The 14,935-nt window shown below is 64.1% G+C and carries 14 protein-coding genes; 5 read left to right on the forward strand and 9 right to left on the reverse strand.

What is annotated here, in order from left to right; translation table 11 throughout:
- The first annotated feature begins 166 nt into the window (after positions 1–166).
- Positions 167–1,174 carry a GlxA family transcriptional regulator gene (locus J6595_RS03410; RefSeq protein WP_209593369.1) on the forward strand — a complete coding sequence of 336 codons (1,008 nt, stop codon included), beginning with the start codon at positions 167–169 and terminating at the stop codon, positions 1,172–1,174.
- Positions 1,175–1,223: 49 nt separating this feature from the next.
- Here J6595_RS03410 and J6595_RS03415 read toward each other — a convergent pair whose 3' ends face one another.
- Positions 1,224–2,090, reverse strand: a complete 867-nt coding sequence (locus J6595_RS03415; RefSeq protein ID WP_209593057.1) for a DUF1194 domain-containing protein — start codon at positions 2,088–2,090, stop codon at positions 1,224–1,226.
- A 293-nt stretch (positions 2,091–2,383) separates the two neighbouring features.
- Between J6595_RS03415 and J6595_RS03420 the strand changes: the two genes are divergently transcribed.
- Together J6595_RS03420 and J6595_RS03425 are read left to right on the forward strand one after the other, a co-directional pair.
- Entirely contained in the window at positions 2,384–4,192 is a 1,809-nt protein-coding gene (locus J6595_RS03420) for a hypothetical protein (protein ID WP_209593058.1), read from the forward strand.
- A 146-nt stretch (positions 4,193–4,338) separates the two neighbouring features.
- Complete coding sequence (locus tag J6595_RS03425; RefSeq protein WP_209593059.1) at positions 4,339–5,958, forward strand: hypothetical protein; 1,620 nt, start codon at positions 4,339–4,341, stop codon at positions 5,956–5,958.
- Positions 5,959–5,967: 9 nt separating this feature from the next.
- Here the strand turns inward: J6595_RS03425 and chrA are convergent, their stop codons facing one another.
- Entirely contained in the window at positions 5,968–7,377 is a 1,410-nt protein-coding gene (gene chrA, locus J6595_RS03430; RefSeq protein ID WP_209593060.1) for a chromate efflux transporter, read from the reverse strand.
- 284 nt (positions 7,378–7,661) lie between these two features.
- Here chrA and J6595_RS03435 point away from each other — a divergent pair, with 284 nt between their 5' ends.
- The gene (locus tag J6595_RS03435) at positions 7,662–8,108 is read left to right on the forward strand and encodes a YqaA family protein (RefSeq protein ID WP_209593061.1); all 447 of its coding nucleotides are present in this window, start codon (positions 7,662–7,664) and stop codon (positions 8,106–8,108) included.
- 50 nt (positions 8,109–8,158) lie between these two features.
- On the opposite strand, the gene J6595_RS03440 is transcribed toward J6595_RS03435, so the two are convergent.
- Complete coding sequence (locus J6595_RS03440) at positions 8,159–8,377, reverse strand: hypervirulence associated TUDOR domain-containing protein (protein WP_209593062.1); 219 nt, start codon at positions 8,375–8,377, stop codon at positions 8,159–8,161.
- Positions 8,378–8,560: 183 nt separating this feature from the next.
- Between J6595_RS03440 and J6595_RS03445 the strand changes: the two genes are divergently transcribed.
- The gene (locus tag J6595_RS03445) at positions 8,561–9,589 is read left to right on the forward strand and encodes a DNA topoisomerase IB (RefSeq protein ID WP_209593063.1); all 1,029 of its coding nucleotides are present in this window, start codon (positions 8,561–8,563) and stop codon (positions 9,587–9,589) included.
- Positions 9,590–9,600: 11 nt separating this feature from the next.
- On the opposite strand, the gene glcF is transcribed toward J6595_RS03445, so the two are convergent.
- The 6 genes from glcF to J6595_RS03475 are packed head-to-tail and all read right to left on the reverse strand — an operon-like array spanning position 9,601 to position 14,881.
- A complete protein-coding gene (gene glcF, locus J6595_RS03450; protein ID WP_209593064.1) occupies positions 9,601–10,902 on the reverse strand; it encodes a glycolate oxidase subunit GlcF in 1,302 nt (433 codons plus the stop codon).
- 2 nt (positions 10,903–10,904) lie between these two features.
- Positions 10,905–11,270 carry a hypothetical protein gene (locus tag J6595_RS03455; RefSeq protein ID WP_209593065.1) on the reverse strand — a complete coding sequence of 122 codons (366 nt, stop codon included), beginning with the start codon at positions 11,268–11,270 and terminating at the stop codon, positions 10,905–10,907.
- A complete protein-coding gene (locus tag J6595_RS03460; RefSeq protein WP_209593066.1) occupies positions 11,254–11,493 on the reverse strand; it encodes a DUF433 domain-containing protein in 240 nt (79 codons plus the stop codon). The genes J6595_RS03455 and J6595_RS03460 overlap by 17 nt, the downstream gene beginning before the upstream one ends.
- A gap of 42 nt (positions 11,494–11,535) precedes the next feature.
- On the reverse strand, positions 11,536–12,762 hold the full coding sequence (gene glcE / locus J6595_RS03465; protein ID WP_209593067.1) for a glycolate oxidase subunit GlcE: 1,227 nt from the start codon (positions 12,760–12,762) through the stop codon (positions 11,536–11,538).
- 14 nt (positions 12,763–12,776) lie between these two features.
- A complete protein-coding gene (locus tag J6595_RS03470) occupies positions 12,777–13,382 on the reverse strand; it encodes a Uma2 family endonuclease (RefSeq protein WP_209593068.1) in 606 nt (201 codons plus the stop codon).
- Between the two features lie 14 nt (positions 13,383–13,396).
- Positions 13,397–14,881 carry an FAD-linked oxidase C-terminal domain-containing protein gene (locus tag J6595_RS03475; protein ID WP_209593370.1) on the reverse strand — a complete coding sequence of 495 codons (1,485 nt, stop codon included), beginning with the start codon at positions 14,879–14,881 and terminating at the stop codon, positions 13,397–13,399.
- Positions 14,882–14,935: the final 54 nt, after the last annotated feature.

The following is a 14,935-nucleotide window of genomic DNA, read 5'->3' on the forward strand; positions in this document are numbered from 1 at the left end:
CCCCTGTCTTCTGCAAGAATGACAGGCCCCGAAGCGAACCACCTTGCGGGACCGTCGAAATTTCGTCACCGTTGGATTGCGCAATGGCGCGAGAGAGTGGCGATTTCGACCAAGGGCCGCATCGATGAGCAACGGTGATGACGCCGAGACGGCGATCGGGCCCTTGATGGTCGGCGCCGCGGGAGACGGCCCGAAGAGGACGATCGTCTTCCTGCTCGTGCCGAACTTCTCGATGCTGGCATTCGCAAATGCCATCGAGCCCCTCAGAATCGCCAACCGGATCGTCGGCCGGGAGATCTATCGCTGGCGCATCGCCTCGGCCGATGGCGCGACGGTTACCGCCTCGAACGGCGTTCTTTGCACCGCCGCGGTCGGTCTCGACGAGGAGCGTCGCAGCCTCATCGACGGCAGGCGCCCCTCGATGATCCTCGCCTGTTCCGGCGTCTTCGTCGAAGACGTTCAGGACAAGGCGCTGTTCTCCTATCTGCGCGAGGCCCACCAGCGCGGGGTCGCCGTCGGCGGACTGTGCACCGGCGCCTGGCTGCTGGCCAAGGCGGGGCTTCTGTCCGGGCGCCGCTGCGCGATCCACTGGGAGAACATTGCGGGCTTTGCCGAGGCGTTCCCGATGGCGGAGGTCTATGCCGACCTCTTCGAGATCGATCACAACATCTACACCTCGGCCGGCGGGACCGCCTCCCTCGACATGATGCTTTCCCTGATCCGGGAGGATCTCGGCGACGGCATCGTCAACAGGGTCTGCGAACAGGCGATCACCGACCGTGTGCGTGGACCGCACGACCGCCAGCGGTTGCCGCTTCGCGCCCGGCTGGGGGTGCAGCATGCCAAAGTGGTCCGGGCGATCGAGATCATGGAGGCCAATCTCGCCGACCCCCTCTCGCTCGCCGAGATCGCCGATCATGTCGAACTCTCGCGCAGGCAGGTGGAGCGCCTGTTCGAGCGCGAGCTCGGGCTGTCTCCGGCCCGCTACTATCTCGAAATGCGGCTCGACCGCGCGCGCCACCTGCTGCGCCAGTCGCAACTGCCGATCGTCGAGATCGCCATCGCCTGCGGCTTCGTCTCGGCCTCGCACTTCGCCAAATGCTATCGCGAACTCCACGATCGCTCGCCGCAGCAGGAGCGCGCCGGCCGCCAGAAGATCGCCTCGGTCGCCTAAAATCCGGCATCTCGGCACAACGCACCGATAGGAGACGGTTCGCACCGCTTCAGCGCGTATCGTCCATCCAGCGCTGCTGGCGTTCCATCCACATGTTCTCGCCGACGAGGCAATCCGCCGGAGGCATCGCCTGCGTCTTCAGGACGGGCGGCAGATCGCTCTCTACGCGTGGCCAGGCGTCGGCCAGTTCGAGGATCAGCTTGCGCCGCACCGCTTCGGGAAACTGCGACCAATCGTTGACCGGGATGACGAAGGCACGCGGCCCGCCGATGACGCATTCGAAATAGTACCGGTCGAGATTGGGGATCGAGCCCCATGAAAACCCGCCATCCGACGTCATTAGCGGCAAGCCGTTGATGGTGATGCCGGCTTTCACCGCCGCGTCGCGTGCCAGGGTGACCATGCGGCCCTGATTGTTCGGCCCGTCACCGGATATGTCGATGACCCGGCGCAGGCCGTCATAGCCGTTGCCGGAAAACATCGGCACCAGATAGTCGATCGCGGCCGAGATCGAGGTGCGGCGTTCGCGATCCGGCAGTTCCGTCGTCAGCCGGTAGGCGAAGGCGTCGGCGGCTGCCTTCGAATCGATCAGCGTCCAGGGAACGACGACCGTCTGCGAGGCGGTTCCCGCCCATTCCACATAGGTGACCGCCACCTTGCCATTCACGCCTTCGAGGATTGCCTCCTGGACCTTCGGATCGCGAAAGGCGGCCGCATACCCGTTCCTCTGGATCTCCTGCTCGCCGCGATCCATGGACCAGGAGACATCGACGGCCAGAACCAGTTCGACATCGACGGGCGTACCATCGGCCTGCCGCTCGACACCGGCGCCGAGATCGAGAAGGCCCCGCTCGAACGCACCGGCCGGAGACGAAGGAAGGAGCGATGCGAAAACCGAAGCCAGGAAAACCGTCATGGTCGCCAGGCGGCCGAGGGGACCCGTGCAGCGCCGCTTGCGCCGCTCTCCGTCAAACGGATCGACGCGGGCGTCATCAGTGCTCCCATGGGTGCAGCGCCGCAATTGCATCGCAACACGCTACGCCGAAGACGAGCGCACGCAACTCACAAAACCGTCACACACGAGGGGAGATGAGCGGACGGCACGCGCGCCCTAGCTAAGCGGGAAAAGATTGGGAGCAAACCCCTCAGTCTTTCTTAATGACGTCGCGTTAGCGTTGGCGAAGCTGCCGCAACGCCGGACCCTTGATCGTGACGCTGACCTTGAACAACAGTCACTCGAGCCTTTCGAGACGTTTCGCCACACTCGCTTCGCCGCTGGTGATCCTTCTCGCCATCACCCTCATCCTCGTCGGCCTGCTCCTTCTCCCTCTGACGGTTCCGATCGGTGCCTTCTACTGGGATCTCTTCATCTATTTCGACGCCGCCAACCGAATCTTCTCCGGCCAGCTGCCGGGCGTCGACTTCTTCACGCCGGTCGGGCCGCTCGGCTACTGGCTGTTCGCCTTGGTCGAATGGATCTTCCCGCAGGGCCAGCCGCTGCTGATCGCACAGTGGTCGCTGCTGCTCGTCACGGGGCCGTTGATCGCTCTCGTCGTCCACGACGTGGACAAGCGCTCGCGCGGTCTGGCGCTTGCGCTTCTCCTGCCGTTCCTGGTGTTTCAGGTCCTGCCGATCAACGTCACGCAGTACTATTCCTATCCGAGCGTCGACGGCTTCGGCATCTATAACCGCCAGATCACCGAGATCCTCTACGTTCTGGCAGCATCGCTTCTGTTCGTGCGTTCGATGCGCGTGATGTTCGCGGTCGTCGTCGGCACGATGCTGGCGCTCTTCCTCGTCAAGGTCACGGGCTTCTTCGCCGGCGGCCTCCTCTGCGTCGTCGCGCTGCTGGCACGGCGGATCGACCTCAAACTGTCGCTCGCGGCAGCGGCCTCGTTCCTCGCCGTCCTCGCCCTTCTCGAATTGTGGCTGGGCATCGTCTCGGCCTATCTCGGCGACATCGCCGCATTGCTGTCGTTGAACGAGGGGAGCCTCTTGCCGCGCTTCCTGCAGGCGGCGTCGATCCATTTCACCGTCTTTGGGCCGCTATGCGCCCTGATGCTCGTGCTCATCGTCTTCGACGGCCGCGCCATGCTGGGGGCAGTTAAAGCCTTCCTGCGGTCCCCCGGCGCGGCGACGCTCGCGGGCGTGATGGACTGGCCGCTGGTCTGGCTCGCGGCCGCCACCTTCGCCGCCCTCTTCGTCGAGACGCAGAACACCGGCGGTCAGGGCTTCATTTTCGTCTGGCCAGTGCTGTTGATGGCCTGGGAGCGCCGTGGCCGCCTGGAAGGCTCTCGGCTCGGCCTCCTCGCCGTTCTGATCGCTGCCGCCTCGCTCCCCTATCTGACGGAAGTAACCGCCCGCGCCGCGCGCGCCTTCGTCGGCCAGATCACCTACGAGCGGCTCCAAAACGATCATCTCGGCCAGCTCGGACAGGTCTCGCAGCGCTCGGAGATCATGCATCATGCCGCGGTGATGAAGACGATCTACGCCGCCTATCCACAGACCTACGAGGCGATCGCACAGGCCGGCGAATTGCCGAGTTTCACGCTCTACAACGCGCCCGACTTCCAGCTTGCCTGGCTGATGTCGGTGGACGAGGCAGTCGGTGCGATCAAGGCGTTCGAGGCCGAGCACGACATGCGCTTCGCCACGATCATGAGCCTCAACTTCACCAATCCGTTTCCCTGGCTGCTCGACCGCGAAGCGCCGCGCGGCGTCGCGATCGGCGCCGATCCGTTTCGCGCCGTCCCCGATCCCGGTCCGGCGGTTCTCCAATCGGTCAAGACCACCGATCTCGTCCTTTACCCGCGCTGTCCGATCACCGATGCGAACGAGACGCTCCGCGATCTCTACGCGCCGGCCCTCCGGTCTATGACGAAGATCACGCTGTCGCCCTGCTGGGACGCCTATGTCCAGCCGGATGTCGCCGCAGCTGCGGCGTCAGCCCCGTCGCAAGCAGCGTCCGGAGCATCCTCGGGCCTGGGCCTGGGCGCGAGCGCGCAGACGACGCATTGAACGTCGCTCGGCAGTCCGCCTGCAGCCAACGCCGAATGCAAAACTCAAGCGCAGCAGATTCTTGCAAGGCCCGCATCCCCATTGTCGCATGACGCCCTATTCATAAGTCTACCAATGCGTTTGTGAAACGAAATCGGGAGACCTTCATGCGCCTGAGCCCTGTCTTTGCGACCGCCGTCATCACATCGTTCTGCCTGACGCCGGCCAGTGCGCAGGTCGATGCAGCGGCGGGAACCGATGCAGGGGCTGCAGAGCTGAAAGCCGCGTTCACGGATTATTTCGGCGCCAATCCTTTCGACAATGGTTTCCTGTCGATCAATCCAGACCCGAAAGGGTATAAAATCACCCTCGCGGCAAAACTCCGCGAGCGCACTATCGACGTGCAGGGAGGAACGTTCAAGGTTGCTTTGACGCCCTATTCGTTCGTCGTAAGCCCGCGCAGCGATGGAAACTGGACCGTCGATGGACGCGGTGAAAAGGGGATGGACTGCACCTACGACCTCACCACATTCGACGGCAAGCTGGCCTTCCATTACGAGATCAAAAACTACCGCTTCAGCGGAGTCTTCTCGCCGGAAATTCGGAACTTCGTTTCTGTCCAGGGTGCGATCGACAGCCTTTCGTACCAGCAGCGAGACGGTTCTCGCAATCTCAACCTGTCGCTCGGTCCGCAAAGCTTCGACATGAAAGCGACGCCGCTTGGCGGTGGCGCAGCCGACATTCAGTTTTTGCAGGACGGTACCGGCGTCATAGAGACGTTCCGCCTACCGCTGAATTACAAGCATCCCGATCAGCTCTCCGATGTACGATTCCGGGCAAAGACGCTGTCGGCGAACTCCGAGGCATCGGCAGTTGAGCTCCGCGCGATCGCCGACCTTACTGCATTTTTCGTCCGCAACGGCACCAAGGAGAAGATCGCCGCCGCAAGCGACGAGTTGAAGACGCGACTTTCCGACATCCTTCCGCTTGCTGCGGACCTAAACGCACAATCGAGCCTGAACGACATCACCTTCGAGGCACCGTCCGTTTCGGTCAAGATCGGCAGGATGAGCACTGGCCTGATGGGCGACGGCATAGCCCGGAACGGCTCCTACCGCTATCGTTTCGCGCTCGATGATCTGCACTTCGATGTCCCCGGGATGCCTGAATATGTTGGCCCGCTGATCCCTCGAAACGTCACCATGGACATCGTCGGGGCCGACGTCGATCTCGAAACCCCCGCCCGTCTCTTGATCAACAACCTCGCCCTCTCCGCCGAAAAGCCGATCTCCGACGACGTCTGGCGACAGGTCGTTGCGAGTTTCGACACCCACCAGCCGAAGCTTCGCTTCGAAAACGTCAAGATCGCCGCGCGTGACTACGATCTCACGGTCGATGGCGAGATGGCTCTCGACCCTGACAATTCCGCGAGCCGCTTTGACATCGTGGCGACAGGCCTCGACAAGACCCTGAACTTCCTGCAGGACGCCGGCGCCAAAGAACCGCAGGCCATGCAGGCTTTTGCCTACGGCTCGATGGCCAAGGGGTTCGGCAAACAGCGTCCCGACGGCAAGACGGAGTGGTTGATCGAAACCGCTGCCGACGGTTCCGTGAAGATCAACGGTTTCATGGTCAAAGGCCCCGATGCTCCGGCCGCGGCGCCAGTCCCGGCGCCGCCCGCACCGGGCGCCGAGCCCGCCCTGCCAGCTCCCGAAGACGGCGATGGCAGCGATATGCCGAATGGAGACGGACCGGGTGGTGCTGGCGCCACAGAACAACCGATCTGAGCCAAGGGCTCATAGGCCGAGAGCGAAAGCACCGGCGCTGCCAGCCGCACACAGCGCCAAAGTCGCCAGCATGCCGAGGCGCAGCAGAAAAATCGCCGCTGCCGCCACGACGACGAGGGCCAGAGCCAGCGGATCGAGGCTCGACAGATCCGGCACGTCGAGCGACAGGCCGAACCGCTCCACCGCCGCGATCCGCGAAAACAGGACGTGCAGCGCGAACCAGACCGCAAGGTTGAGGATCACGCCGACCACGGCGGCTGTGATCGCCGACAGCGCGGCCGAGAGCGCCCGGTTGCTTCTCAGGCGCTCGACGAAGGGGGCGCCGGCGAAGATCCACAGGAAACACGGCGCGAAGGTGACCCAGGTGGTGAGGCACGCGCCGAGCACGCCGGCAAGATAGGGGTTGAACGACCCCGGCTCGCGAAACGCCGCCAGATAGCCGACGAACTGGGTGACCATGATCAACGGTCCCGGCGTCGTCTCGGCAAGGCCGAGACCGTCCATCATCTCGCCCGGCCGCATCCAGCCATAGGTGCCGACGGCCTCCTGAGCGACATAGGCGAGGACGGCATAGGCCCCGCCGAAGGTGACGACAGCCATCTTGGAGAAGAAGACCGCGATCTGCGTAAAGACGTCGTCGGCTCCGAGGAGGAGGAAGATCGCGGCCGTCGGCAGGAGCCACAATGCGAGACAGACACCTGCGGTGAGAAAGGCCGAGCGCGTCGAGGGTCGCGCCGCCATCGCATGCGCGTCGCTGCCCGTCTGGTCCTGGCCGGCGCCCCCGTCCTCGCCGGCCTGGTGGCCATGACCGAAGGTTCCGGCAGTGGCGAAGGCCGGATGCCCCATCCGTTGGCCAATCAGGCCTGCGAGCCCCGCCGCGGCGACGATGAGCGGAAACGGCACGTCGAAGGCGAAGATCGCCACGAAGGCCAGCGCGGCGATGCCGATCATCCCGCCGTTCTTCAGTGCCCGGCCGCCGATGCGGATGACCGCCTGCAGGACGATGGCAACCACCGCCGCCTTCAGCCCCAGAAACAGCGCCGCGACGATCGCGACATCGCCGTAGGTTCCATAGACGATGCTAAGCGCCATCATCGCCAGAAATCCGGGCAGCACGAAAAGCAGGCCGGCGACGAGGCCGCCGAGCGTCCGATGCAGGAGCCAGCCGCAATAGGTGGCGAGCTGCTGGGCCTCGGGTCCCGGCAGGAGCATGCAGAAGTTCAGGGCATGCAGGAACCGATCTTCGCCGATCCAGCGTTTTTCCTCGACGAGAATGCGATGCATCACCGCAATCTGCCCCGCCGGCCCACCGAAGGAGAGGCAGGCGATCCGCGCGAAGGCACGGGATGCCTCGGCAAGGGAGGTGGTCTCGTCGCAGTCCGCCCGTTCGGCGGACGTCAAAGGCGTCTTTCCTGCCATCAGCGCGGGCGGGCGTTGTGTCGGCCGGGTGTCGCCACGGCATTCGACGAACGCAGCCGCCGCCCGAGAGCTGCGCACCGCGATACGGCATGAAATCCTTGAAACGCGATGACCCCCTCCCGCCGTTTGCCAGCGTCAGAATGATGGAGACAGCGATCGGTGTCATCCGTGTGACGCGCGCGGCTGGTCTTCGATGATCATTCATCGACCGCCAGATCGCGCGGTCCCGGCGCCGCTTCTGCGGAAGGTTTCGCCATTTCTCCGGCCTCGGCTATCAAGCGCCGATGAGCAGCGAATTTTTCTCCGCAATGGCCATGTTCTGGTCGGCGTTTCTCGCCGCCACGCTGCTGCCGGGTGCGTCCGAGGTCGTGCTCGTCGCGAGCCTTGTCGAGAAGTCCGCCGATCCCTTCTTGCTGATCGCTCTTGCGACCATCGGAAACACGCTGGGCTCGCTCGTCAACTTCGGCTGCGGGCGGTTTCTGATCGGCTACCGGGACCGGCGCTGGTTTCCGGTATCGGCCGGCCATATCGAGCGGTTCTCGACCGTCTTCCGCCGCTACGGCGTCTGGACGCTGCTTCTCGCCTGGGCGCCGATCGGCGGGGACGCGCTGACGGTGGTTGCCGGTATCGCTCGGGTGAACCTCCTGCTGTTCCTCGCCCTCGTCGGCAGCGGCAAACTCGCCCGCTACGTCGTGGTGGCGATCGGCGTGTTGAACTGGCCGTGGGTCTAGGAGCACGGATTGCGAGCGGAAAGCCAGGCGGACGACCGCGCTGCGAGATGTCAGTTCGCCTTTTTCAACTCCGATTCCGATTTCAGCACCTGGCTGCCGTCCTCCTGCTCGATCAGATAGGCCGGGTTGTCGTCGCTGGCGTCGCGAGTGACTTCGGTTCCGTCGATGGTCCGCGTCACCTTCTCCTTGAAGTGCTCCTTCACCTGCCCGGTGCCCTCGCCATTGCCCCACGACCAGGCGACATGCTGGTTCTTCTGGAATTTCGTCATCGCGTGCGACCTCGCTCAGCTTGAATGAACCTCGCGACAAGCTCGCCGAAGGCCACATGGTTCCCTGACAAGTCTTTGATCGCGGAATCGAATTCGTCGCAGCCGACGGTGGGAACGCCGCTTCATGAGGCGGCGTTAAGCCGTCAGGAAATTCGCGATCTCACACCCCGGACCGGAAAGTCGATGCAGTACGATCTCGCCATCCACGCCGAACGCTACGGGCTCGAAATGGTCGATCCGGAAAGCTTCGAGATCGAACGGCACAAATGCGGCCGGGGCTTCAAGATCTGCCTGCGCTCGGGCGAGACCATTCACGACAAGCGCCTCAAGAAGAGAGTGAAGGCGCTGGCCATCCCGCCGGCTTGGCAGGGCGTGAAGATCTGCATCTTCGAAAATGGTCACATCCAGGCGATCGGCCGGGACGAAAAGGGCCGGCTGCAATATCGCTATCACGACGCCTGGGTGAACGTGCGCAACGCCGTGAAGACCGAGCGCCTGCTGCGCTTCGGCAAGGCCTTGCCAAGGCTGCGCGGCGCGATCGAGCGGGATCTGAGGCGCCGGAAGGCCGACCGCCGGATGACTGCGGCGCTTGCCACGCGCCTCGTCGATGTCGCAGCCATGCGCGCCGGCCACGAGAAATACGCCGCCGACGGCGGCCGGGGTGTCGCCTCGCTCCGCCGACAGAACCTGCGCATCGTCGACAATGTCGCGGTGCTGAAATTCATCGGCAAATCGAGCAAGGAACACCGGATCGAAATCGCCGAGCGCCCGCTGGTCGCCTCGCTGAAGAAGATGCGCCAGGGCGGCGGCCAGCGTCTCTTCCGCTTTCCCGGAAAGACCAAGAAGCAGCGCGAGCTGACCGCAACCGTCCTCAACGACTATCTGAGCGAAGCCTCCGGCGCGCACATTTCGGCCAAGGACTTTCGCACCTTCCACGGTTCGGCTGAGGCGCTGCGCTATCTCATCGAAGATGCGGGGGACGCTGACACGCCGAACAAGAAGAAGCGCGCCGTCGCCGCGGCGATGCGCTCCGTCGCGGCCCGGCTGAGGAATACGCCGGCCGTCGCGCGATCCTCCTACGTCCATCCTGCGATCGTTTCCGCCTATGAGGAGGGAACGCTATCCCCTGACCTGATGCGGGGCCGTCGCCGCGAAAGGCTGACGTCGGCGGAGACCGGGCTGATGCGGTTTCTGGAAGAGGTTGCGCGTTAGCCTGACGCCAATCAGCCGAGCACTGCCGGCTTTTCGCCACCAAACGCCCAATCGAGCAGCTCGACCGTATGGAGGACGGGGATCTTCGTGCCGCTGCCGATCTGCGTCATGCAGCCGATATTGCCCGTCGCGATCACGTTCGGCATGACGCTTTCGATGTTCTTCACCTTGCGCGCTTTCAGCTGACTGGCGATCTGCGGCTGGAGGATATTGTATGTGCCGGCCGAACCGCAGCACAGATGGCCTTCCGGCACGTCGCGGACGGCAAAGCCGGCTTTCGAGAGCAGCGCCTTCGGCTGGCGCACGACCTTCTGACCATGCTGCATCGAGCAGGCCGAATGATAGGCGACGATGATCGGGCCGACATCGCGCGGCGCCGGCAGCTCGAGATCGGCAACGAACTCGGTCACGTCCTTCGCCAGCGCCGAGACCTTTGCCGCCTTGTCGGCATAGGCCGGGTCGAGGCGCAGCATATGGCCGTAATCCTTGATGGTCGTCCCGCAGCCGGACGCCGTGATGACGACGGCGTCGAGGCGGCCCTCGGCGATCGCCTTCGTCCAGACATCGACATTGCGTCGGGCAAAATCGAGCGCGGCGTCTTCCTGCCCCATGTGATGGGTCAGCGCGCCGCAACATCCCTCACCCTCCGGAATCACCACCTCGACGCCGAGGCGCGTGAGCAGCCGCACCGTCGCCTCGTTGATCTTCGGGTCGAGCACCGACTGCGCGCATCCCGTGAGCAGCGCGACGCGCTTGACCCGCTCGCCGGCCGCTTTTCGCACGCCCGGCGTGTTGACCGCAGACTTCGCCGGCAGGGAAGCCGGCGCAAGCCGCAGCATCGCGGCCAGCGGCTTCAAGGGCTTGATCCCGTCAAGGATGCCGGCGAACGGCCGCCCGAGCCTCGCCAGCTGGATGCTCGCCCGGAAGCGCGCCGGATAGGGCAAGGTGAGGCTCAGGATCTTGCGGATCATCCTGTCCGCGAAGGGCCGCTCATAGGTCTTTTCGATATGCGCCCGGGCATGATCGACGAGATGCATGTAGTTCACGCCCGAGGGGCACGTCGTCATGCAGGCGAGGCAGGACAGACACCGGTCGATATGGGTGACTACCTTCTCGTCCGCCGGCCGGTCGTTCTCCAGCATCTCCTTGATGAGGTAGATCCGCCCGCGCGGGCTATCGAGCTCGTTGCCGAGCGTGACGTAAGTCGGGCAGGTCGCCGTACAGAAACCGCAATGCACGCATTTGCGGATGATCCCTTCCGAATGGGCGACATCGGGCTGTTCGAGCTGATCGGCGGTGAAGGTGGTTTGCATGTTTATTTCTCTTGCAGCCTTCCGATGTCGAACGGGGTGATCCCGCCGTCCCGACGAATGATGAGAGGTAGGCCAGGGCGAACCTGCATGTACGCGGCCGCGATACTGCCGCCGATTGATTGCAACTCGCGCACATTCTGACTCGGGAGAACGATGATCCCGATTCCGAGTGAGCGCGTGCTCTGTTGAAACAACAGATTCTTGTCGCAAGTAATCAGGCAGTCGTAGCCTTTCTCGACCAAGCGGCGCAGAAGATCGCCGTTGCGGAGCCCTTTCCAGTCGTTTGGGAATTTCGAAGCGTCGAGCGCTCGCTCGCCGAGCAGTCGCGCGACTGCTTTCGGGACGCTCTCGTCAAGCAGCGCTTTCAAAATTCTGCCATCTATGAAACGACTTCAGGTGCTCGCCAGCAAAAATGAGGGCTGCTTCGGCCTGCTCGCGGGTGACTGTCGGGAAATCATCCAGAAATTCCTCAAAGCTCACGCCGGCCGCCAGATTTCCAAACAATGCCTCTATCGGCACGCGGGTACCAGCGAACACCACTTCCCCGGACATGATATCGGGATCGGAACTGATCACTTCATCGATCTTCATCTCAGCACCTCGATAGACCGGACTGCCATCCCATAGGTCATCCTACCCCATCTTCCCCGGATTGAGCACGCCCGCCGGATCGAACTGTTCCTTCAGCCTGCGCGACAATCCCGCCAGCGGCCCCGGCTGCGGCTGGAAGACGGCGGTCGCCGCCCTGACGCTCTCCGACGCCCGCACCAGCGTTGCGTGGCCGCCGCCAAAACGGCGGATCGTCTCGCGCACGAGATCGGCTGCCGGCTCGCCCGCCTCCATGCGCAGCCAGACGAGACCGCCCTGCCAGTCGTAGAAGGCATCGATCGCCGCCTGCATCCTGAGGCTCATGACGATCTCGTGGCTCCGTGTCGGCGTCACCGACAGGCGCCACACCGGCTTATCGGTGCCGTCGACGAAGGGGCGGACGTCCCTCACGTCCCGCCAGAGCCGGCGTGAGGCTTCCGGCTCCAGCCGTTCCAGCTTGCCGACCTTCTCCAGCGCTCGTCCGAGATGCGTGGCGCGCGCCTCGACCGAAGGGCCGAAGCCGTCGATGCGGATCGCGGTCGCCGCCTCGTTGCCGAGCTCGCCGTCCATCACTCGGGAGGACACATAGGCCGGCAGATGGGCGGCCGCCGAAACCTCCGCAGCCGAGCCCATGGACGCGGCCATGGCGCCGGCGGCCTCGCCGTCCGTCAGACCGCGCAGAACGAGCGTCGTCTCGGTCTCGCATTTCGGCAGAACCTTGATGGTGATCTCGCTCATCACCGCGAGCGTGCCGTAAGAACCCGTCAGGCCTTTGGACAGATCGTAGCCGGTGACGTTCTTCACCACGCGGCCGCCGGACTTGAAGATCTCGGCCCGCCCGGACACGGCGCGAACGCCGAGGATGTGATCGCGGGCCGCGCCCTGCTTCAGCCGGCGCGGGCCGGAAAGATTGCAGGCGACGACACCGCCGAGCGTGCCCTGCCCGGCCTCGAGGCCGTGCAGCGGGCCGTAGTCCATCGGCTCGAATTCCAAGCGCTGATTGTTCTCGTCGACCAGCGCCTCGATCTCGGCGATCGGGGTGCCTGCCTTCGCCGAAAGCACCAGCTCCTCCGGCTCATAGAGCGTCACGCCGCTCATCTTCGTCAGCGACAGAGTCCGTGCCGCCTGCACCGGCCGGCCGAGACCGCGCTTGGAGCCGGTTCCCTCGACCGCCAGCGGTTCTTGCGCGGAGACGGCGGCGGCGACGATGTCGCGGATATCCTCGGTGGTCTCGGGGCGCAGGATGGACTTTTCAATGGACGCATATGTCATTCGAGCACTGCTGTTCATCCCTTGGTCCCGCGCAGCAGATCGGTATGGGCATAAATCTCGTCGACGGAACATGAGAAGCCGAACTCCGGCAGTTCGATCCGATCATCCGGCGAGCGGTAGACACGACCTTCCCAGTTGCGAGACCGCGACCAGACCTCGACGGCAAGATCGGTCTGCGACAAGATGAGCACATGCTGGCAATCAGGCAGCTGAGCGTAGAGCTTTCGCTTAGTGCTGATGTGGTCGCTGGTGTTGGACTGGGAAACCACCTCGGCCACAAGGAAGAAGCGAGTGGCATAGATCTGCCTGCCGATGTCGCCGGGATCGATGACGACGAGGTCGGCGATCGGTCGAAAATCGCTCACGCTTTCGACCGCAAGCCCGACCTCATGAACCGGTATGAGCGGGGAGCCAATGCCTCGCAACGCCGACGAGAGAAGCCGAGCAAGGGTCGCCGCGATAATCTGATGGCATACGGACGCTGGCGGCATGTAAATCGGCTCCCCCCCGATGAGTTCCCATCGCTCTTCCTCAGGCCTCGACTCGAGGAATTTCAAGAAGCGCTCTTCGTCGAATGGGTCCGGTCGCTTCAAAGACGGTAAGATTTCGATCGCGCTCATCGCATTCTCCGTCCTCAAAACCGCGGCAGGTCGGGAAACGCCACCTGCCCCTTGTGAACATGCATGCGCCCCAGCTCGGCGCAGCGGTGCAGCGTCGGGAACACCTTGCCGGGATTGAGCAGGTGCTTGTCGTCGAAGGCGCATTTGACCCGTTGCTGGTGCTTCATGTCGTCCTCGTCGAACATCTCCGGCATGAGGTCGCGCTTTTCGACGCCGACGCCGTGCTCGCCGGTCAGGACACCGCCCACCTTCACGCACAGCCGCAGGATGTCGTTGCCGAATTCCTCGGCGCGGTGGAGCTCGCCCTCCTTGTTGGCATCGTAGAGGATCAGCGGGTGGAGGTTGCCGTCGCCTGCATGGAAGACATTGGCGACGCGAAGGCCGTATTTCTCCGACATCGCCTTCATGCCGGCCAGCACCTTCGGCAGCTCCTTCCGCGGAATCGTGCCGTCCATGCAGTAATAATCCGGCGAGATCCTCCCGACCGCCGGAAAGGCCGCCTTGCGCCCTGCCCAGAAGGCTGCGCGCTCCTCCTCCGACTGGGAGACCCGGCAGGTGACGGCGCCGTTGGCGTTGCCGATCGCTTCCACCTCGGCAAGAAGATGGTCGACTTCGGCGGCCGGCCCGTCGAGCTCGACGATCAACAGCGCCTCGACATCGGTCGGATAGCCGGCATGGACGAAGTCTTCCGCCGCCGTGATGGCGGGCCGGTCCATCATCTCCATGCCGCCCGGAATAATCCCCTTGGCGATGATCGAGGCAACGCATTCGCCCGCCTGTTCGGAGGTCGGAAAGCCGATGAGGACGGCCCGCGCCGTCTCCGGCTTCTGCAGGATGCGCACGGTGACCTCGGTGACGACGCCGAGGAGCCCTTCCGATCCGGTCATCAGACCGAGGAGGTCGTAGCCCTCGGCATCCAGATGCTTGCCGCCGAGCCGCATCACCTCGCCCTCGATGGTAACGAATTGGATGCCGAGCACGTTGTTCGCCGTCAGCCCGTATTTCAGGCAATGCACCCCGCCGGAATTTTCCGCGACATTGCCGCCGATCGAGCAGGCGATCTGCGAGGACGGGTCCGGCGCGTAGTAAAAGCCGTTGCCGGCGACGGCATGGGTGATGCCGAGATTGGTGACGCCCGGCTGCACGACGGCGCAGCGATTGTCATAGTCGATCTCGAGCACCCGGTTGAACTTCGAAAGGACGAGGAGAACGCCGTCCTCGAGCGGCAGTGCGCCGCCGGACAGTGACGTGCCTGAGCCGCGCGGCACGACGGGAATGTCCTCGCCGTGGCAGTATTTCAAAACCGCCGCGACCTGTTCCACCGTACTCGGCAAGACCACGACGAGCGGTAGCTGGCGATAGGCCGTGAGCCCGTCGCTCTCGAACACCGCCATTTCGTTGGCGGCATCCACCACCCCCTCGCCCGGCACGATCTGCCGCAAGGCCTCGACGATGGCACGGCGACGCGACAGGATCGCTTCCGACGGTTTCGGCATCATCACGGACACTGGCGATCTCCCAATCTTCGTATCAACTTATGCAGGCAGGCCGGG

It is taken from the genome of Jiella mangrovi (genome assembly GCF_017815135.1).
Taxonomy (GTDB): Bacteria; Pseudomonadota; Alphaproteobacteria; order Rhizobiales; family Rhizobiaceae; genus Jiella; species Jiella mangrovi.